The following is a 17,747-nucleotide window of genomic DNA, read 5'->3' on the forward strand; positions in this document are numbered from 1 at the left end:
CACATTGCAGTCCCGGAGCACTCATGCTGTATCAACTCCACGAAATGCAGCGCGCGCTGTTGACCCCGTTTGCAAGCTTTGCCGACGCCAGCGCACAACTTTTTTCCAATCCGTTCAGCCCGCTCGCCTACACCCCGGTGTCGCGCCGCATTGCTGCCGGGTATGAGCTGCTGTATCGGCTCGGCAAGGATTACGAAAAGCCGGCCTGGGACTTGCCCACTACCGTAATCGATGGCGTCGAGGTCCCGGTGACCGAGTCGAACGCCATGCAGAAGCCGTTCTGTAACCTGGTCCATTTTGAGCGTGGCGTGGTGCATCGCAGCGTGGGCAAGGGCGCCGGCGCCGCACGCAAGGACCCGAAGGTCCTGCTGGTTGCGCCCCTGTCGGGCCACCACGCCACCTTGCTGCGCGACACCGTTCGCGCGCTGCTGCCCGCGCACGACGTCTATGTTACGGACTGGGTCGACGCGCGGATGGTGCCGGTCTCCGCCGGCCCGTTCCACCTGGACGATTATGTTTTGTACGTGCGCGATTTCATTCGCGAACTGGGCCCCGACGTCCACGTCATTTCGGTGTGCCAGCCGACCGTGCCCGTGCTGGCGGCCATTTCGCTGATGTCGACGGACAACGATCCCGCCCTGCCCCGCACCATGATCATGATGGGCGGCCCGATCGATCCCCGAAAGTCGCCGACCCAGGTCAATACCCTGGCCACGACCAAGCCGTATTCGTGGTTCGAAAACCAGCTGATCCACCGCGTGCCGCCGCGCTTCCCGGGCGCTGGCCGCAAGGTGTACCCCGGCTTTCTGCAGCACGCCGGGTTCGTGGCCATGAATACCGATCGGCATGCCAAGTCGCACTATGACTTCTACCTGGATCTGATCAAGGGCGACGACGAGGACGCGGAATTGCATCGCAAATTCTACGACGAATACAACGCCGTGCTGGACATGCCGGCCGAATACTACTTGGACACGATCAAGACGGTGTTCCAGGAAGCTCGCCTGCCCCAGGGCACGTGGGACGTGGCTGGACAGCGTGTCACCCCAGGGGACATCACTTCGGTGGCACTGCTGACCATCGAAGGCGAGCTGGACGACATTTCCGGTTCGGGCCAGACGGAGGCTGCTCAGGATCTGTGCTCGGGCATTCCCGCGGCGAACAAGGAACATTTCACCGCCAAGGATTGTGGCCACTACGGCATTTTTCGGGCCGCCGCTGGCGCACCATCATCGAACCGAAGATTGCCGCGTTCATTCGCCAGCACGAACGCGCTTCGGCCTGACGCTTTTTTCCGTGCAAGACCTCGCTGACCGCATCGACGCCCGCCTCCCCCAGACCCAATGCACAAAATGCGGGTTCAACGGTTGCAGGCCGTATGCGGAAGCGATCGCGGCGGGCGTAGCGGACATTGACCGCTGCCCGCCGGGCGGCGCAACGGGCGTTGCCACGTTGGCAGCGCTGCTGAACCGCCCTGTCATTCCGCTGGATCTGTCTCGGGGACTGCCGGGGCCCTTGCGGGTGGCCCGGATCGATGAGCAGCATTGCATAGGCTGTACCTTGTGCATCCAGGCCTGTCCGGTGGATGCGATTGTCGGCGCCAACAAACGGATGCATACGATCTTGCCGTCGGCCTGTACGGGCTGCGATCTGTGCGTCGCGCCTTGTCCGGTGGACTGCATCCATATGGAGCCGGTCGTGCCCGCTCGTGCATGGACAGAATCCGACGCGGCCGACGCGCGGCGGCGGTATATGCAGCGGCAGGACCGTTTGAATCGGGCACCCGAACACGGACGCGGCGCGGCGCACTTGGCATCGGCCCCGCCGCCTGCGAGCGACGGGTATCCGGACACCACTGCGGCACCCGGGCGTGGCGACACAACCGCCGACTTACCGTCCCACATTCCTGCCGTGCCGCCGCCCAATACCACGGCTGGAGCGTTCCTAGCCAGCGGCCAAGCGCACGCATCGTCCCCCGGCGCTTCCATGCCATCGTCGTCTTCCAGCATTGCTACGGCGTCATCCGCCGAGAGTGCCGCGGAGCGCAAGCAGGCCATTTTGGCTGCGGCGTTGGCGCGCGCCCGCGCACGCCGCGCCGGGTGATCGACACGGGCCGGCCTGCGCCCGGACCGCATGCCGCCCCGCTGCTTCTCGCGCCCCCTATCTTCCATTCCTTATGCCATGAACAACGCCAAGCGCCTAGAGATCTTCCGCCGCCTGAGCGCGGCCAATCCCACGCCGCAGACGGAACTTGAATACACCACGCCCTTCCAGTTACTGATCGCAGTGATCCTGTCCGCACAGGCGACCGATAAGTCGGTGGACATCGCCACGCGCCGCTTCTTTCCAGAGCATGGCACCCCCCAGGGCATTCTTGCACTGGGCGAAGACACGCTTGGCGAGTACGTACGCACTATCAACCTGTGGAAGACCAAGACGAAGAATGTGCTTGCGACCTGTCAGCAGTTGATCGATCGTCATGGCGGCGAGGTGCCGGCGGATCGGACGTCATTGGAGGCCCTGCCTGGGGTGGGCCGCAAGACCGCCAACGTCGTGCTCAATACGGCATTCCGGCAGGTGGCGATGGCCGTCGATACCCACATTTTCCGGGTCAGCAATCGGACCGGGCTGGCGCCGGGCAAAAACGTCGTGGAAGTCGAGGCCAAGCTGCTGAAGTTCGTTCCCCGCGAGTACCTGATGGATGCGCACCATTGGCTGATCCTGCATGGGCGGTACGTCTGTGTCGCAAGGACGCCCAAGTGCCCGGAGTGCGGCATTGTTGACCTGTGCGACTACCGCAGCAAGACCAAGCCTGCCTGAACAGGCGCGAAGGACTCGACGGATTCGGCGCTTTATACACAACAGGCATAACCATTCGCTTTTTTACATCGGATGCTCACACGCTTTACAACACAGGCGGGCAAACGGCGCTGTATCAAGGCCTGGCAACATGGCACGGCCCTTGCAAGCATAGGAGTACACCGGAAGTGATCGTTGTCACCCGATGTACCCGTCTATTCAAGCTAGGAGAGCCTTATGAAAATCATAAAAAACACCCTGTCCATCGCCCTGCTGTCCTGCGCTGCTTTCTCCGTTGGCGCCCACGCGGCTGACGACGCATACAAGATGCGCGACAAGCAGATCGAAGCCGAGTACAAGTCCGCGATGGAACTGTGCAAGCCCATGAAGGGCAACAACCAGGACGTGTGCGAGAAGGAAGCCAAGGCCAAGCGCACGAAGGCTGAAGCCGACAACAAGGCTGCTTCCAAGACTGGCGAGGCCCGTGCCGATGCCAACAAGGAAAAACGCGAAGCCGATTACAAGGTCGCCAAGGAAAAATGCGATGCCATGTCGGGCGATGCCAAGGACATGTGCCAGAAGCAGGCCAAGACGACCTACAACATGTAATTGCTTGAACGTCTGATTCCGAAAGGGATCAGACCATAACGACAAGAACGATCGCATTCCATCCGGGCCGCTCATAGCGGCCTTTTTTCTCAGGAGTCGAACATGGCGAACAGCACCCTACTGAACGATGGCGAAGAAGCAATGGGTTTCCCGCCGGGCCACACCAACGCCGACCTGGGACCGAGCGACAGCTCGGATACCGGCAGCGATCGCGCCGGCCTGCCTCAAGGCGACAGCGACTCCGACTCGGGCGGCGCAGGCGACCGTCCATCGGTGGATATCTCGATCGAAGAAGAAGGCGATGACCTGCTGCCGGACTCGATCGAACCGATTCCGGGCGAAGGCGTGGACGAACAGGAAATCAGTCAAGGCAACGTAGGCGATCGGATCGGCGACGCGATTCCGGACGATGACGAAAACGATAACGTCTGACGTGAAAAAGGCGCCTTGAACAAGGCGCCTTTTTTAACATCCGGACCATGTGGAAAACGAAGCCACCTGGACCGGTGGACGGAACCTTCACCAACGAAGGTGCTTGCTTCTGAATGGTTATTCGGTCGCCCGGGCCGGCACCTTGTCGCTGAGTACCGGCGTGTTCGCCGCATCGAAGTCGACCCAGTCACCGTTCTTCCACTGCCCTCCGGCACGTTCGATATCCTTGCCGCCGGCCTGCAGAAGAATCTGCGATGCCAACGCTTCGGTATCCGGCACCACGCGTACCGAGGTCAGCACCCCTGCGCGGCGCATGCCAATGTCCTGGCCGGGCCGAGCGGGACGCTTGCTATTTTGCTTGGTTGCGACCATGGCCCCGCCCAGCGACCCGATGTAGGCCCCTACCGCCACGAAGATGATCAGCGCCCACAGCGGGATACCCGACACCATCCAGACCGCCGCGCCCAATACCGCGCCCAGCACGGCAATGGTGGCCGCGCCAATCATCGCCCCCTTGTGCGCATCCTTGGCGCCCTCGCTGGCGGCGTGGTCGCCCCCTACGGCGTGACGGGCATGTTGGCCGGCAGGGTTCACGAAGAAGATCGAGACATCGTCTTCCTTGAAGCCTTTCTGGAACAGCAGGCGGCCTGCGGCTTCGGCCTCGGGGAAGGAGTCGAATCGAGCGGCGACGATCAGGGACATGGTGTTTTCCTTATTAGCGTTGTGGCCGCTGTCCAGCACGAAACGTGCCGTTCAGCGGGCGCTGGTCAGGAAGGAAGGACGTTACGCCTCAACCCTGCGGCGGAATGGGCGCGGGAGGAATTTGCGGGGGTTCCGCTGGCTCGGGATTGTTCGGTGGCGGATCGCCTACCGGGCCACCTGGAGGATCGCCGATCGGATCGACCGGGGGATCATTGACGGGGGAATCGGGGGGTGGTGTGCATGTGCAGATCCTGCATGTTGGCTCCTTATCGTTGTCGGCCGCCTGCCCCCCACACGCCTATTCGTCGAGCGCGTCGGAAGCTGAATATTCTTCGAGGCGGTTGTACAGCGTCTTCAGGCTGATGCCCAAGACCTCAGCCGCATGCTTCTTGACGCCGGAACACTGTTCCAGCGTCGCGAAGATCAGCTGACGATCTGCTTCCGCAAGAGACATTCCCACGGGAATGGTGATGATGGTCTCTGCCGGCGCCTTGGACGTCGCCAGTTGCATGGGCGCGGCGAACGGACTGATCAGCCCTTCGTCGGCCATGATGAAAGCCCGCTGCACATAGTTCTTCAGTTCGCGGACATTGCCCGGCCACGAATGCGCCGACAGGTTCGCAAGCATTTCGGGCGCAAACGTCTTGTTCGTGCCGTGCTGGGTATTCAGGTCGTCCAGGAAGCTTTGTGCAAGCAGTTCCGAGTCCTTGCCGCGTTCGCGCAGCGGCGGAAGCTGCAGTGGAAACACGTTGAGCCGGTGGTACAAGTCCTCGCGCAGCTTGCCTTCGGCGACGGCTTCCATCGGGTTGCGGTTGGTCGCCGCAACGATGCGCACGTCGCTTTCAATTTCCTGGTTCGTACCGACACGCATGAACAGGCCGGTTTCCAGCACGCGCAGCAGTTTGACCTGCAGCTCGATCGGCATTTCGGTGATTTCGTCCAGGAACAGCGTGCCGCCGTTCGACCGCTCGAAGTAACCCTTGTGCTGACGTTCGGCGCCCGTAAAACTGCCGCGTTCATGGCCGAACATTTCGCTTTCGATCAGGTTGGGCGAAATGGCGCCGCAGTTGACCGCCAGGAACGGGCGCTTGCGGCGCAGGCTCAGTTCATGCACCGTTTGCGCGGCCAGTTCCTTGCCGGTGCCGCTTTCCCCGATCAGCAGCACGGTGGCCTCGGTAGGCGCCACCTTGTTGATCTGGTCGTAGAACTGCTGCATGGCGGCCGAGTTGCCGAGCATGCGGCCGAAGCGGCCGAAGCGGCGCAGCTCGCCGCGCAGTGATCCGATTTCGGCCTTGAGATCGCCCGAGCGGGGAATGCGATCCAGGATCGCCTTCAGGCGCTGCATGTTGATCGGCTTGACCAGGTAGTCGGCTGCGCCCAGACGCAATGCGTCCACGGCGCTTTCCACGCTGGCATGACCCGTGATCAGGATCACTTCCACCGGAATGCCCGGCTCCAGTTCCTTGAACAGGTCCATGCCGGTGCCGTCGGGCAGCTTCAAGTCCGTCAGCACCACATCTGGGGCTTGCCGCACGATCTGGATCCGGGCTTCGCGCAGATCGCCGGCGACGGCGGTGGTGAATCCCTCGTCAGCGATGATTTCGGCGAGCGCGGCCCGCGTGTTCGGTTCATCATCAACGATCAATACGTGCGGCATGCGAGCAAACTCCGATAACCTGTAAAAACGCGCGCTGGGGACCCTGGCTACCCTTATAACAGGGTCCGATCCGCCATGCGCGCGTACCACCTACTTCCCATTCGTGCACTAGAAACGATAGCAAGAAATCGGGTCTCCAACGGTTCCCGGGCCGCACCCGCCACTCGGCCCGGCATCTTGCCGAACCGAGCAGACCGGCGACGGCCCGCTTGATGCACGGACTGCATGCGACGCATGCAGATCCGTATTATGCCCAGTGCGGCTTATCGACGCAGCGCCACCAGGCTGACCAGAACGCCGACCGCGGCGGCGATGCCGACAGCGCGCCAGGGATTTTCACGCACGTAGGCGTCGGTCGTTTCCGACACTTCCTTGTATGAGTCGATTGCCGACGCTTCCAGGTCGCTGTACAGGCCCTTGGCGCGGCTCAGTTGCGCGTTGAGCTTGCTGCGGGCGCTGTCGACTTCGGTACCGGTCGCCGCTGCGGTGGAGCGCAGCAGGTCTTCGGCGCCTTCAACCAGGCCGCGAAAGTTGCTGGCGATCTTTTCTTTCTTGGAAGACACATCAATTGCATTGGCACCCATGACTTTCTCCTTGTGTACGACGGAGGCTCGACTTGAACCGGACAGTCCGGGAAGTCGTGCGACTACCACCGTTAATGACAATAAAATCCCCGCCGCCAATGCCTTGTGAGGCTTGCCGGAAGCTATTCCGGCTTGACCGCGCAAGGCCCCGCGAGCACCGGCTCGGTGCTGCAGTTACCTCGGTTATGCATCTTCCGTGCCAATGGCCAACGCGGCGGGCCACCGACGCTACTGCCCGGCAGAAACTGCGGGTCCACCCGGCGCCGCCACGCTGACTCCCAGGCGCCTAACGTAAAATTTACACGCTTTCGTATAATTTCTCCCTAGCGAGCAAGGCTTGCACGGATTGGTTACCAACACGGGCGGACCGTAACCGGGAGCGCGTTTGAGGCATTGGGCAAACGGGGTACGATCAATCCATAAAACCATATTCACCAAGCAGGGACCCGATGCAATCAGGCGATGTTTCCAACCCAACCGTGAATCTTCCGGCTGATGCTGCGCCAGCGTCGGTTAAGCCGCGAAGTGGGACAGCGCGCGCAGCGCAGGCAGGGGCCAATGCCATTCCTCAGCCCTACGGGTTGCTGTACGGCAATTCGCCGGTCATGCAGAACCTGTACCGGCAGATCGACAAGGTCGCCAAGACCGCCCTGTCGGTGCTGATCGTCGGGGACAGCGGCACCGGCAAGGAACTGATCGCCAAGACCGTCCACGACAAGAGCCAGCGCAACGCCAAGGCCTTCATTCCCGTCAATTGCGGCGCCATCCCGGCGTCCCTGATCGAAGGCGAATTGTTTGGCCACGAAAAGGGCAGCTTTACCGGCGCGGTTCACCAGCACATCGGCTACTTCGAACATGCCAGCGGCGGCACGATCTTCCTGGACGAGATCACCGAGATGGCGCCCGACATGCAGATCAAGCTGCTTCGGGTGCTCGAGACCGGAACGTTTCATCGCGTTGGCGGCACCGAACAGATCGAAGTCGACGTGCGGGTGATCGCGGCGACCAACCGGGACCCGCAGGTGGCCGTCAAGGACGGGCGCTTCCGTGAAGACTTGCTTTACCGTCTGGCCGTATTCCCGATCCGTGTCCCGCCCTTGCGTGAACGCCAAGGCGACATCGAGCTGCTGGCGCAACGCTTCCTGGACCAGTTCAATACCGCCGAAAAAACCAGCAAGGTGTTTTCCAAACGCGCACTGGAAGCCCTGGGGCAGCACTCCTGGAACGGGAACGTTCGCGAACTGAAGAACACCGTGCACCGCGCATTTATCATGGCGGACAAGGTGGTGGAACTGCCGGGCCCGACGCAGCCGCCGCGTAACAAGCGGGCCGTGCGCCGCGAAGGCTTCCTGGACGTATGGATCGGTACGCCGCTGCTCGATGCCCAGCGCGAGATCATCCTGGCCACGCTCGCGCATTTTGACGGGGACAAGCGCCAGGCTGCCAGCACGCTGGGCATCAGCCTGAAGACGCTGTATAACCGCCTGGAAAGCTACAAGCCCGACGGATCGGGCGGCGGATCGGCCGACTGAGCCTCGATCCCGTTAGCAGCAGCCAAAACGAAGCCCGCCATCGAAGCGGGCTTTTGTTTATCTGGGCAGCACCGCCCCATGGCGCGTTAGAGCCAGCGTTCGCCGAAGCGCGAGATAAACTCCATGAAGCGGTATTTGACCGGCCGCTTGTGCCACTGCGACAGCGTGACTTCCTTGGACAGCGCCACGTCATTGTCGAACAGCGCATCCATCTGGGCGCCGAAATCCGCCCCAAGGACGACGGCATTGATCTCATGGTTCAACGTAAAGCTTCGCCAGTCGAAGTTGCTCGAGCCAGCCGTCGACCAGACGCCGTCCACCACCGCGGTCTTGGCGTGCAATAAGGCGTCATCCCGTTCGTACACACGCACGCCCGCCTGGAGCATGTCTTCGTAGTGGGACCGGCCGGCATGGAACACGATGGACGAGTCGCTGAAGCCGGGCAGGATCAACGCCACGTCCACGCCGCGGCGCGCGGCGTCGCAAAGCGCCGTCAGGAAGGCTGGATCTGGCACGAAGTAGGCCATCGTGATGTGGATGGACTTTTGCGCGCTGTTGATCGCGGACAGCAGGGTCAGGTAGATCGCGTGATTGTCTTCGGCGCCAGGTTTGTTGACGACGATACGGACGATCTGCGGCCCTTCGTTGCGGGGCGGCGGGAAGAATTCGCGTGCCTCCAGCGGCGGTGCTTTCTGACTGTTCCACCCATCGATGAACACCCGTTCGATCTCGGCGACGGCGGGACCGCGGATTTCCAAATGCGTGTCGCGCCAGGGCGCAGTGGACGCCGTGGGCTTGCCGGTACGCCGGGCTTCCTCATCGCGGGCTTTCTGCTCGGACGATTTGCCGCTGCCGAACCGCGGGAAAGAGCCGGAGGCCGACCCCGAACCCGACCCGCTCGGGCTGGACGAGTACACGCTGCTGACGTTGATTCCGCCGACGAAGCCGACCCGGCCATCCACGACCAGCACTTTGCGGTGGCTGCGTTCGTTGATGGTAAAGGGCTTGGCGCTTTCCAGCGGATTGACCGGGTTAAAGACGGCAACCTGCACACCGCCCGCCCGCATGCGGTCGAACAGCGTCTTGGGGACGTTCATGGTGCCGACGTCATCGACCATCACCGCAGCCGCCACGCCCTGGCTGACCTTCTCGATCAGCAGATCGGCCAACCGGTTGCCGATGTCATCGTCTTCAAAGATGTAGCTTTCCATGTGCACGTACTGGGTCGCAGCCTTGATGGCCTCGCCCATGGCCTTGTACGTGCTGGGTCCGTCGGAAAACAGCGTGATGTGATTGCCGGTGGACAGCGGCGCATCGGCAACCGCTTCTTCGACCTGGATGTGCCGTGCGAGGAAGTCGGTACTGCCGCCACGCGCGGCTACCTTCTTGATCAGTTTCTGGCTGGCCTCATAGGTGAGCCAACCAGCTTTGGACGAAATGCGGACTGCTTGCGTGCGCTGCGTCGCGGCCTCTGGGTCAGGCAAGGTCGCGCAATGCGACAAGCCGAACACACAGGCAGCGGCAATCACGACTCGGCCTATCAGTGTCATTGTTATGGCGGACGAACCGGCGGATATGGATGAGCATGCAGCATGCAAACGTCATGCCAAGGTCTCTTGCGACTGCGATCCGCAAAGCGACGCCGTCAGCAGGCGGCCGCCCGGCAGCAAGCCCCGTTCCTCATTACATTCCGCGTAAAACTTACCGGCGAATTTCCTGGCGAATGCGGACCGGTTGGGCCGGAGAGCGCCTGTTCATGCGGATCCGCAAAGTGGCACGAAGCTTGCAAACAAGAAGCCAGTAGTCTGCTATCGCCCGTTTGGGCATCGTTATTCTGGGAGATCCACGTGGTACAAGCCACTTACGATATGCGTGCGCGACAACAGCTGTCGCTTACGCCGCGGCTGCAGCAATCGGTCAAGCTTTTGCAGATGTCCGCGCTCGAATTCACACAGGAACTACAACAGGCATTGGCCTCGAATCCGTTCTTGGAGGAAGACGACGAAGTCGCCCTCGAGACCGATTCGGAAGGCATGCCGGTATCGCAGGACCACAGCCTGACCGAGGTGCCCGCGTCGAGCGCACCCGAGGCTGACGAGGCCCCCTACTCCGCCACCAATGATACGTCGATCGAATCCGACCTGGGCAGCTACGGATCGGAATATGCCGGCGAACGGGGGTCGAGCAACGATGACGAAGCGCATGACATTGGCGAATGGACGAATGCCACGCTGGACCTGCGCGATCACCTGCGCCGCGAACTGTGCGGCTATCGCCTGAACGATCGCGATCGCGCGCTGGCCGAGATCGTGATTGAAGCGTTGGATGACGACGGCTATCTGCGCCAGGAGTTTTCCGAGCTATCGGACGTGATGGACTTTGATCCGGAGCCCACTGAAGAAGAATGGATGGTGGCGCTGACGCTGGTCCAGCAACTGGATGGCCCTGGCATTGGCGCGCGCAATCTGGGCGAGTGCCTGAAGCTGCAGATCGATGCGCTGGATGATGAGACCCCGGGGCGCGATCTGGCCCGCCGCATTGTCACGCAGCACCTCGATCTGCTGGCCCGCCGCGAGACGGCGGAAATGAAGCGCCGCCTGGGCTGCGACGAAACGGAATTGACGGCGGCCACCAAGCTGATCCGCAGCCTGGACCCCAAGCCCGGCACGCGCTATTCGCGCCAGACCACCGATCATGTCATTCCGGATGTGATCGTGCGCAAGGTCAAGGGCCGCTGGGTCATCGCAACCAACCCGGCGGTGATGCCCCGTGCCCGCCTGCATCACGCTTATGCCAACCTGTTCCGCCGCGCCCGCTGCGGAGACCGCGCGCCCATGGCGCAGGAACTGCAGGAAGCGCGCTGGCTGATGAAGAACGTCGAACAGCGATTCACGACCATCCAGCGCGTGGCCGAAGCCATCGTGGCGCACCAGAAGACGTTTTTCGACTACGGTGAGATCGCCATGCGTCCGCTGGTGCTGCGCAAGGTGGCCGAAGAACTGAATCTGCACGAGTCGACCGTGTCCCGCGCCACCGGCAACAAGTACATGGCAACGCCCCGCGGTGTGTTCGAATTCAAGCACTTCTTTTCGCGCGAGTTGGCAACGGATACCGGCGGAAAATGTTCCGCGGCGGCGGTCAGAGCGTTGTTAAAAGACATGATTGCGAGCGAGAACCGCGAAGATCCGCTTTCCGACGTTTCTTTGACTAAAATGCTGGCGGACCAGGGAGTGGTGGTCGCCCGCCGCACGGTTACCAAATACCGTGGCCTCATGAAAGTGCCTCCCGCGGAGCTACGCAAGCAGCTCTGAGCTTCATCAACGCGGAAGCCCCGCAACGGACGGCAATGGATGTGGGTTAAAAAAGCAGTTGCGACAGTCGTCGCCGTTCCCGTGGTCATTGTCGGCATTGCGATGGCCATCGATTGGCGGTTTCTGCGGTATCCGATCGAACGTTACGCGAGCGAGCAACTGGGAAGGCCGGTCACCCTGACCGGCTTTCACATGGCCTTGCGCCCCTTCACTACCCGGCTTCAGTTCGAAGGCCTGCGGATCGGCAACGTGCCCGATTCCCGTCAGCCGCAAATGGTCGCGCTCGATATAGCCGAAGTGCATCTTTCGACGTGGCGCGCTTTGCACAAACAGATCCTGATCGAACAACTTGCGCTGCGCGGCGGTGAAGTCTATCTGGCGCGCGCCCGAAATGGCGCCAACAACTGGACGCTGCCAGGACGCGAGCGCAACGACATGGATGTCGAAGCGCTGGTGCTCGATAACGCGCTGATCGACTACGACGACCGCCAGCTTGACCTGACGGCGGACATCCGGACGACCACGCTGCGCAAGCCGGATGCCAAGGGGCACACGGTGCAAGCCGAATTCAACGGCTACTACGGCACCGCCCGCTACCAAGGCAAGTTTGCCACCGGCCCGGTGATTTCCTTGCGGAACGCCGAAACTCCCTTCCCTTTCCGCATCGATGGCCGCGTGGGCGCGACCCGGCTCAAGGCCGAAGGCACGATGCAGAACATGCTGGGCGATATCGGCCTGGATGCCACGGTCGATCTGTCCGGGCCAACTCTGGCCAACCTGGCGCCTTTCGTCGGCATTGCGTTCCCTAACACCCCGCCGTTTGCCTACCGCGGCCGGCTGGCCCGGACCAATGGCAAATGGGACGCCACGCAGTTCGCAGCGTCGCTGGGCCGCAGCGACCTGACGGGTGACCTGGCGTGGGACCCGCGCGGCGGCGATCGCCCCAAGTTGACGGGCGACATCCACAGCCGCGTGTTCGACATCCAGGATATCGCACCGTTGTTCGGATGGATCCCCGATGCGCCGCCGGTGATGGATCGGCCTCGTACGACAGCGTCCCGGAATGCGGCGTCTGGCACCACTTCCGCTTCCCGCGCGGCCTCTTCGCGAGCGGCGTCGTCCAGCAGCGCTTCGGGCGGCGGCGCCTCGGGTGCGGCGGCCAGGGGCGGCCCGGCCCGCAGCGCAAGCCTGCCCCGTGGCAAACCGGAACCCAAGCGCCGTGTGCTGCCCGACTGGCAATTCGATGTCACGCGACTGCGTGCCAATGACGCGGACCTGAAGGTGGACATGGCCGTACTGCGGTCCGGCACGGCATGGTCATTCGAAAGCGTGGCCGGACGCGCCCTGCTGGATCAGGGACAACTTACCCTGTCGCCCTTTACCGTAGGCTACGCGGGCGGCCAGTTCTCCGCGAAAGTGACCTTCGATGCCCGAAGCACACCGGGCCAGGCCGCCCTGACGGGAACCCTGCAGAAAGCCCGTTATGGCCGCATGTTCGTGGACGCGAGCAGCCTGCGGCGCAGTGAAGGCATGCTGGGCGCCGACATCCGCCTGACCGGGTCGGGCGACACGTTCCGGGACGTGCTGGGCAGCGCCAGCGGTGCGTTTGGCGTGATCCTGGCAGGCGGCAATCTGTCCACCCTGGTGATGGACGGGCTGGCGGTGGATACAGGCCCGGCCCTGTCGCACCTGATCGGCCCCGACAAGCGCACCGTGTTGCGGTGTGCGGTGGCGGCGTTCGATGTGCAAAAGGGCGTCGCCCGGACCCAGACGCTGTTGCTCGATACGCCCGACGCGCGGTTGGCTGGCCAGGGGACGGTCGCTTTTGCCGACGAACGCCTGGACCTGCGGTTGGTGCCGGTCGTGAAAGACGCGCAGAAAGAGCCGGTACGTGAAGGCGGCAAGGAACCGGTCAAGGAAATTGCCGCTGCCGTGGCGCGCTCCCCCATTGCGATCACGGGCACCTTGGCCTTTCCGGATGTCCGGGCCGACCGCGCTGGCGGTGTCGGGGTGACAAGTGCGGGCATGGCGCCACCTGCCGGTGCTACCCCTGGGTCGTCAGGGGTATCGATGGCCACGGCCCTGGTGCCGCTGGTTGACACCGGCTATGGCCGCGACGCCAACTGCGGCGTGGTGTTGGGACAGGACGGGGAGTCAACGACGGGCCGGCGCGCCCGCTCGCGTTAGCCGATGACCGCCTGACCCCACATTTCATCTTGGCATCAGTCCTTGCTCGCTTCGTTGGGCGGGACCGTGTCGCGGCGCTGACCGCGCGAACCGTGCAGGTCGGTGTCTTCCTGTCCTGACTGCACATCGTCGTAGGCCTGTTTCATGATCCCGCGCGGATCGCTGTGCTGGCTGTGATCCGATTCGTCGTGCTCATGCGGCAACTTTGGGCGGGCGTCGCCCTTGTAGTCTTGCGTGACGGTATTGCCGGGCTGCGCTTTCGTGTTGGGTTTGTCGTCAGTCATGTGATTCGCCTCGCGGTGTTGAACGGAAAACCTGGCTGCACGCCATGCGTGCAACAGTCGGTACCCACACTGCGTTGCAAGCTCCGTACCAGCTCAGCCCGCCGCGGGGGCGTTGCGCGCATCCCGATGCCGGGCCGCCTCGGCAATCACCGCTTTGAGCTGGTCGGGTCCGACCGGCTTGACCAGGTGCCGCGCATAGCCGCATTGCGCCGTGCGTTCCCGTTCGGCGTCGCCGCTGAACCCGGACAACGCGGCCATGTAGGGCAACGGAAAGTCCGGGTGGGCCGCCACGTGCGCCTGCACGCGCTTGCCGGCCTCATACCCATCGACCACCGGCAAGGACAGGTCCATCAATACCAGATCGGGTTCCCAGGCGACGATGGTTTCCATCGCTTGCTGTCCATCGAAACTGGTCTTGACGTCGTGTCCGAAGACTTCGAGCAAAATACCCAGCGCCTCGGCCGCGTCCATATGGTCGTCGACCACCAGGACCCGCAGACCGGTTGCGGAATCAGTAGAGGCAGGCGTAAGGGACATCAGTCAGCATTCCAAAAAATCAGGGGGATAAACGGGGCGGTTCGCCAGCGCACGCGTGCGCGGAACCGCTCGGCATCAACGCGCCAGACGCAGTCCGGAGAACTGCCAGCGCGCGCCGGTAGGAAAGAAATTGCGGTAGGTGTCGCGAATGTGGGTACGCGGCGTTGCGCACGAACCACCCCGCAGAACCATCTGGTTGATCATGAACTTGCCGTTGTACTCGCCAACGGCGCCGTCGGCAATCCGGAAGCCCGGATACGGGAGATACGCGCTTTGCGTCCATTCCCACACGCCGCCAAACAGCCCCTGAAAGCCCGTGGAGGGATCGGCGTCGGCCGCGGACAGTGCGGTCGGGTGGAAATGATTATCTTCGGCAAAGTCACCCTTGGCGGTTGCCGGGTCCACCCGTGCCGCGGCAGCTTCCCATTCCTGCTCGGTTGGCAGCCGCGCCCTGCCCAGCGGGCGTAGGCGTCCGCCTCGAAATAGCTCAGGTGGCACACCGGCGCATTGCCGTCGATCGCCAACAGACCCTGCGCGGTGAATGCCAGCCACTCGCCATGCTGTTCGACCCAATACAGGGGCGCTTCCCAGCGTTCGCGTTGGCACACATCCCAGCCTTCGGACAACCAGAATTCCGGTGCACGGTAGCCGCCAGCCTGAATGAAAGCCAGGTAGTCGGCGTTGCTGACTGGCCGATCCGCCAGGGCGTAGGGCTGCAGCCAGTAGGGATGACGTGGCCGCTCGTTATCGAAGGTAAATCCGCCGCCATGATGGCCGATAGCCACCAACCCACCGGGCTGGTCGATGAAGCGTAGGGGGCGGAAGGGGCGCTGGCGATGCCAATCACAGCGTGCCGCGCACTGCCCTGCACAGGCCGGTAGGCGGGATAGGCGGGATTGCGCGAAAAATGATGCTTCAGGTCCGTCACCATCAGCTCCTGATGCTGCTGCTGATGATGCATCCCAAGTTCGATCAGATCCAGCGCCTCAGTGGAAAGCTCGGTCGTTTCCATCCAGTCGAACAATTCCTGGTGCACGGCATGCTGGTACGCCAGCACCCGGTCCAGCGGTGGCCGGGACAGCATGCCGCGTTCCGCACGCGGATGCCGGGCGCCCACGCCCACATAGTAGGAATTGAACAGTTCCCGAAAGGCCGGATCGAAAGGAACGAATTCGGCGCGGCCGGTTTCGAGCAGGAAGGTTTCGAAGAACCAGGTGACGTGACCCACATGCCACTTGAGCGGACTGGCGTCCTGCATGGACTGCAGCATGCAATCTTCCGGACTCAGTCCGTCCAGCAAACGCAGCGTGGCCGCGCTGACCTCGCGCACCCGCGCCAGCAGGCTTGCCTGGCGTTCACCCATCCGCAGTGGCTGGGGCAATGCGCTCATGCGCTCGCCAGGAAAACGCCGAACCACGATTGGGGATCGGTCCACATCTTGTGGCGGGTAAAACCCGCGCGCTGCAAGACGGTCACGAACTGCTCGGGGGTGTACTTGTACGAATGTTCGGTCACGATGGGCTCGCCTTCTTCGAACGTCCGGATCTCGCCCCCCATGCGTACGAACTGCTTGCTGTTGGCCACCAGGCGCATCTCGATGCAGCCGCGCACTTCGTCAAAGCGGGCCTGATGCGAAAAGTTTTCGGTCCGGAAATCGCTGCCCAACACCTTGTTGGCGACGCGCAGCACGTTCTTGTTGAACGCGGCCGTCACCCCCAGGCCGTCGGCGTACGCCCGTTTCATGATCGCCGGGTCTTTGCGCAGATCGACGCAGACCAGCAGGCCGCCCCGGCTGCCCAGATGATTTCGCACCGATTCGAGCATCGTGACGGCCGAGTCGGGCGCAAAGTTGCCGATGGACGATCCCGGGTAGAAGAACAGCGGTGGCCGGCTTTCGACGTCGCCCAGCAAGGCGTGCATGTCAAAGCCTCGCGTGAAGTCGGCGCCCTGCGCCAGGCATTCGATATCAGGAAAGCGTTGGCCTACCGCGGCTACGGCTTGCTCGATCCATTCGGCGGCAATGTCCACCCCAATGAATCGGCTGGCGTCCACGTGTTCGAGCCAGGTACGCGATTTACCGCAGTCGCCGCAGCCCAGATCGATCCACTGCGCCGCCTTGGGCACGTGCGACGCGATGTCGGACCGGTACGTCTCGAAAATGGCGCGTTCGGTCCGTGTCGGGTAGTACTCGTCCAGCTCGCAGATGGCGTTGAACAGCACGCAGCCTTGGGTGTCGTAAAGGAACTTGGGGTCAATCGTTGCCGACCGTTTGAGCAGCCCGGCCCGCAGCTCCGCGGCGCGCATGGCGTCGGCGGACATTTCGGGCAGAGCTGGCGACACCTGAGGCGCCGTCGTCCGGTCCGCCACCCGGGTCCGCGACAGGGACACCGCCGGTCCCGTATCACCGCCCGCAGCAGAGCGCGCCGACGCTTCTAGCGTTGTAAACATGTAGGTATTCCTTGGACACAGCCCACGGCCGTTTCATGCTTTAGCAAAACCAATGCCTGCGTAGCGCATGACGGGCACCTATCTTGCGTTGATGAGCTTCCCCTCAATCGGAAAAGGCAGGATTCCCTATGAAAATGATCATTCTGTGGTTGCTTGGCGTGCCGTTCGGATTGTTGATCCTGCTCAAGATCTTCGGGATCCTGTAAGGCGGCAACAACGCGGCATGCATAAGAATATACATGCGTGCATGTAATTTTTACGCATGCCCGTAGCCTGGTGCGTGATAGCTAATGCTCGGCCTGCGGCAGACCGGCTACCTATGGGCCAGTGCCTGACGAAAGTCATACGGCGCGTTTACAGCCTGTTACCGACGAAAGTCCAGCCACTGCGGAGCTAATTGGCTGCATCGACCGTCCAAGCCCTATCCCTTGATGCGAGGTAGGGTCATGAAATCCGTCCTGTCGCTGGCCTTGGCTGGCGTTGCGCTGGCGACCGCCCTGTCGGGCTGTGTGGTGGCGCCTTACGAACCACGCGCCGTGTATGTGCGCCCCGCGCCGGTCATTGTCGCGCCCGCACCGCCGGTCTACTACTACGGCTATGGCCGTGGTTATCACCGCGGGTATTACCGCTGACGGGTGCCCGCTGATGCTGGAGTGCTGAGGTGC

14 protein-coding genes and 4 pseudogenes are annotated in these 17,747 nt (G+C 62.7%); 9 read left to right on the plus strand and 9 right to left on the minus strand.

The genetic code is table 11. The features are described from left to right. The first annotated feature begins 23 nt into the window (after positions 1–23). The 5 genes and pseudogenes from ACNANG_RS03415 to ACNANG_RS03435 all read left to right on the plus strand — a co-directional run bounded on the left by ACNANG_RS03415 (position 24) and on the right by ACNANG_RS03435 (position 3,840). Positions 24–1,285, plus strand: a pseudogene (locus ACNANG_RS03415) (polyhydroxyalkanoate depolymerase). Continuing rightward, positions 1,282–1,836 (plus strand): annotated as a pseudogene (gene rsxB / locus ACNANG_RS03420) (electron transport complex subunit RsxB); the annotation flags it as partial. The pseudogenes ACNANG_RS03415 and rsxB, both read left to right, overlap by 4 nt. Positions 1,837–2,181: 345 nt before the next feature. Next, on the plus strand, positions 2,182–2,820 hold the full coding sequence (nth, locus tag ACNANG_RS03425; protein ID WP_420225995.1) for an endonuclease III: 639 nt from the start codon (positions 2,182–2,184) through the stop codon (positions 2,818–2,820). Between the two features lie 216 nt (positions 2,821–3,036). Further along, positions 3,037–3,408, plus strand: a complete 372-nt coding sequence (locus ACNANG_RS03430; RefSeq protein WP_420225996.1) for a hypothetical protein — start codon at positions 3,037–3,039, stop codon at positions 3,406–3,408. 102 nt (positions 3,409–3,510) lie between these two features. Continuing rightward, on the plus strand, positions 3,511–3,840 hold the full coding sequence (locus ACNANG_RS03435; protein WP_179589928.1) for a hypothetical protein: 330 nt from the start codon (positions 3,511–3,513) through the stop codon (positions 3,838–3,840). 117 nt (positions 3,841–3,957) lie between these two features. On the opposite strand, the gene ACNANG_RS03440 is transcribed toward ACNANG_RS03435, so the two are convergent. From ACNANG_RS03440 to ACNANG_RS03450, 3 genes are all read right to left on the minus strand, one after another. Beyond that, positions 3,958–4,542: a hypothetical protein gene (locus ACNANG_RS03440; RefSeq protein WP_420225997.1), complete on the minus strand. Its 585-nt coding sequence runs from the start codon at positions 4,540–4,542 to the stop codon at positions 3,958–3,960. Positions 4,543–4,840: 298 nt separating this feature from the next. After that, positions 4,841–6,199: a sigma-54-dependent transcriptional regulator gene (locus ACNANG_RS03445; protein ID WP_420227437.1), complete on the minus strand. Its 1,359-nt coding sequence runs from the start codon at positions 6,197–6,199 to the stop codon at positions 4,841–4,843. 263 nt (positions 6,200–6,462) lie between these two features. Continuing rightward, on the minus strand, positions 6,463–6,783 hold the full coding sequence (locus ACNANG_RS03450; protein WP_420225998.1) for a DUF883 family protein: 321 nt from the start codon (positions 6,781–6,783) through the stop codon (positions 6,463–6,465). Positions 6,784–7,232: 449 nt separating this feature from the next. Here ACNANG_RS03450 and ACNANG_RS03455 point away from each other — a divergent pair, with 449 nt between their 5' ends. Further along, positions 7,233–8,315, plus strand: coding sequence for a sigma-54 interaction domain-containing protein (locus ACNANG_RS03455; RefSeq protein ID WP_420225999.1), 1,083 nt, complete (start codon positions 7,233–7,235; stop codon positions 8,313–8,315). Between the two features lie 86 nt (positions 8,316–8,401). On the opposite strand, the gene ACNANG_RS03460 is transcribed toward ACNANG_RS03455, so the two are convergent. Continuing rightward, a complete protein-coding gene (locus ACNANG_RS03460) occupies positions 8,402–9,865 on the minus strand; it encodes a phospholipase D-like domain-containing protein (protein WP_420226000.1) in 1,464 nt (487 codons plus the stop codon). Positions 9,866–10,183: 318 nt separating this feature from the next. Between ACNANG_RS03460 and ACNANG_RS03465 the strand changes: the two genes are divergently transcribed. Further along, on the plus strand, positions 10,184–11,626 hold the full coding sequence (locus ACNANG_RS03465) for an RNA polymerase factor sigma-54 (protein WP_420227438.1): 1,443 nt from the start codon (positions 10,184–10,186) through the stop codon (positions 11,624–11,626). A gap of 102 nt (positions 11,627–11,728) precedes the next feature. Then, on the plus strand, positions 11,729–13,813 hold the full coding sequence (locus tag ACNANG_RS03470) for an AsmA family protein (RefSeq protein ID WP_420226001.1): 2,085 nt from the start codon (positions 11,729–11,731) through the stop codon (positions 13,811–13,813). A gap of 35 nt (positions 13,814–13,848) precedes the next feature. On the opposite strand, the gene ACNANG_RS03475 is transcribed toward ACNANG_RS03470, so the two are convergent. From ACNANG_RS03475 to egtD, 5 genes and pseudogenes are all read right to left on the minus strand, one after another. Next, positions 13,849–14,097 (minus strand): hypothetical protein, encoded by a 249-nt coding sequence (locus ACNANG_RS03475; protein WP_420226002.1) that lies wholly within the window; start codon positions 14,095–14,097, stop codon positions 13,849–13,851. Between the two features lie 93 nt (positions 14,098–14,190). Then, a complete protein-coding gene (locus ACNANG_RS03480; protein WP_420226003.1) occupies positions 14,191–14,634 on the minus strand; it encodes a response regulator in 444 nt (147 codons plus the stop codon). Between the two features lie 75 nt (positions 14,635–14,709). Next, positions 14,710–15,419: pseudogene (locus tag ACNANG_RS03485) on the minus strand (SUMF1/EgtB/PvdO family nonheme iron enzyme). A 206-nt stretch (positions 15,420–15,625) separates the two neighbouring features. Then, positions 15,626–16,024 (minus strand): annotated as a pseudogene (locus tag ACNANG_RS03490) (DinB family protein); the annotation flags it as partial. After that, positions 16,021–17,082: an L-histidine N(alpha)-methyltransferase gene (gene egtD, locus ACNANG_RS03495; RefSeq protein WP_420226004.1), complete on the minus strand. Its 1,062-nt coding sequence runs from the start codon at positions 17,080–17,082 to the stop codon at positions 16,021–16,023. The pseudogene ACNANG_RS03490 and the gene egtD, both read right to left, overlap by 4 nt. 446 nt (positions 17,083–17,528) lie before the next feature. On the opposite strand from egtD, the gene ACNANG_RS03500 reads away from it, so the two are divergent. Further along, a complete protein-coding gene (locus ACNANG_RS03500; protein ID WP_420226005.1) occupies positions 17,529–17,714 on the plus strand; it encodes a hypothetical protein in 186 nt (61 codons plus the stop codon). Positions 17,715–17,747 lie beyond the last annotated feature (33 nt).

It is taken from the genome of Pigmentiphaga litoralis, from assembly GCF_048632615.1.
Classification (GTDB): domain Bacteria; phylum Pseudomonadota; class Gammaproteobacteria; order Burkholderiales; family Burkholderiaceae_B; genus Pigmentiphaga; species Pigmentiphaga litoralis_B.

Bases quoted from the DNA above. Each gene is read 5' to 3' on its own strand.
- nth (WP_420225995.1), top strand. From the start codon at position 2,182: ATGAACAACGCCAAGCGCCTAGAGATCTTCCGCCGCCTGAGCGCGGCC.
- ACNANG_RS03460 (WP_420226000.1), bottom strand. From the start codon at position 9,865: ATGACACTGATAGGCCGAGTCGTGATTGCCGCTGCCTGTGTGTTCGGC.
- ACNANG_RS03445 (WP_420227437.1), bottom strand. From the start codon at position 6,199: ATGCCGCACGTATTGATCGTTGATGATGAACCGAACACGCGGGCCGCG.
- ACNANG_RS03500 (WP_420226005.1), top strand. From the start codon at position 17,529: ATGAAATCCGTCCTGTCGCTGGCCTTGGCTGGCGTTGCGCTGGCGACC.
- ACNANG_RS03440 (WP_420225997.1), bottom strand. From the start codon at position 4,542: ATGTCCCTGATCGTCGCCGCTCGATTCGACTCCTTCCCCGAGGCCGAA.
- ACNANG_RS03450 (WP_420225998.1), bottom strand. From the start codon at position 6,783: ATGGGTGCCAATGCAATTGATGTGTCTTCCAAGAAAGAAAAGATCGCC.
- ACNANG_RS03480 (WP_420226003.1), bottom strand. From the start codon at position 14,634: ATGTCCCTTACGCCTGCCTCTACTGATTCCGCAACCGGTCTGCGGGTC.
- ACNANG_RS03465 (WP_420227438.1), top strand. From the start codon at position 10,184: ATGCGTGCGCGACAACAGCTGTCGCTTACGCCGCGGCTGCAGCAATCG.
- ACNANG_RS03470 (WP_420226001.1), top strand. From the start codon at position 11,729: ATGGCCATCGATTGGCGGTTTCTGCGGTATCCGATCGAACGTTACGCG.
- ACNANG_RS03430 (WP_420225996.1), top strand. From the start codon at position 3,037: ATGAAAATCATAAAAAACACCCTGTCCATCGCCCTGCTGTCCTGCGCT.
- egtD (WP_420226004.1), bottom strand. From the start codon at position 17,082: ATGTTTACAACGCTAGAAGCGTCGGCGCGCTCTGCTGCGGGCGGTGAT.
- ACNANG_RS03435 (WP_179589928.1), top strand. From the start codon at position 3,511: ATGGCGAACAGCACCCTACTGAACGATGGCGAAGAAGCAATGGGTTTC.
- ACNANG_RS03455 (WP_420225999.1), top strand. From the start codon at position 7,233: ATGCAATCAGGCGATGTTTCCAACCCAACCGTGAATCTTCCGGCTGAT.
- ACNANG_RS03475 (WP_420226002.1), bottom strand. From the start codon at position 14,097: ATGACTGACGACAAACCCAACACGAAAGCGCAGCCCGGCAATACCGTC.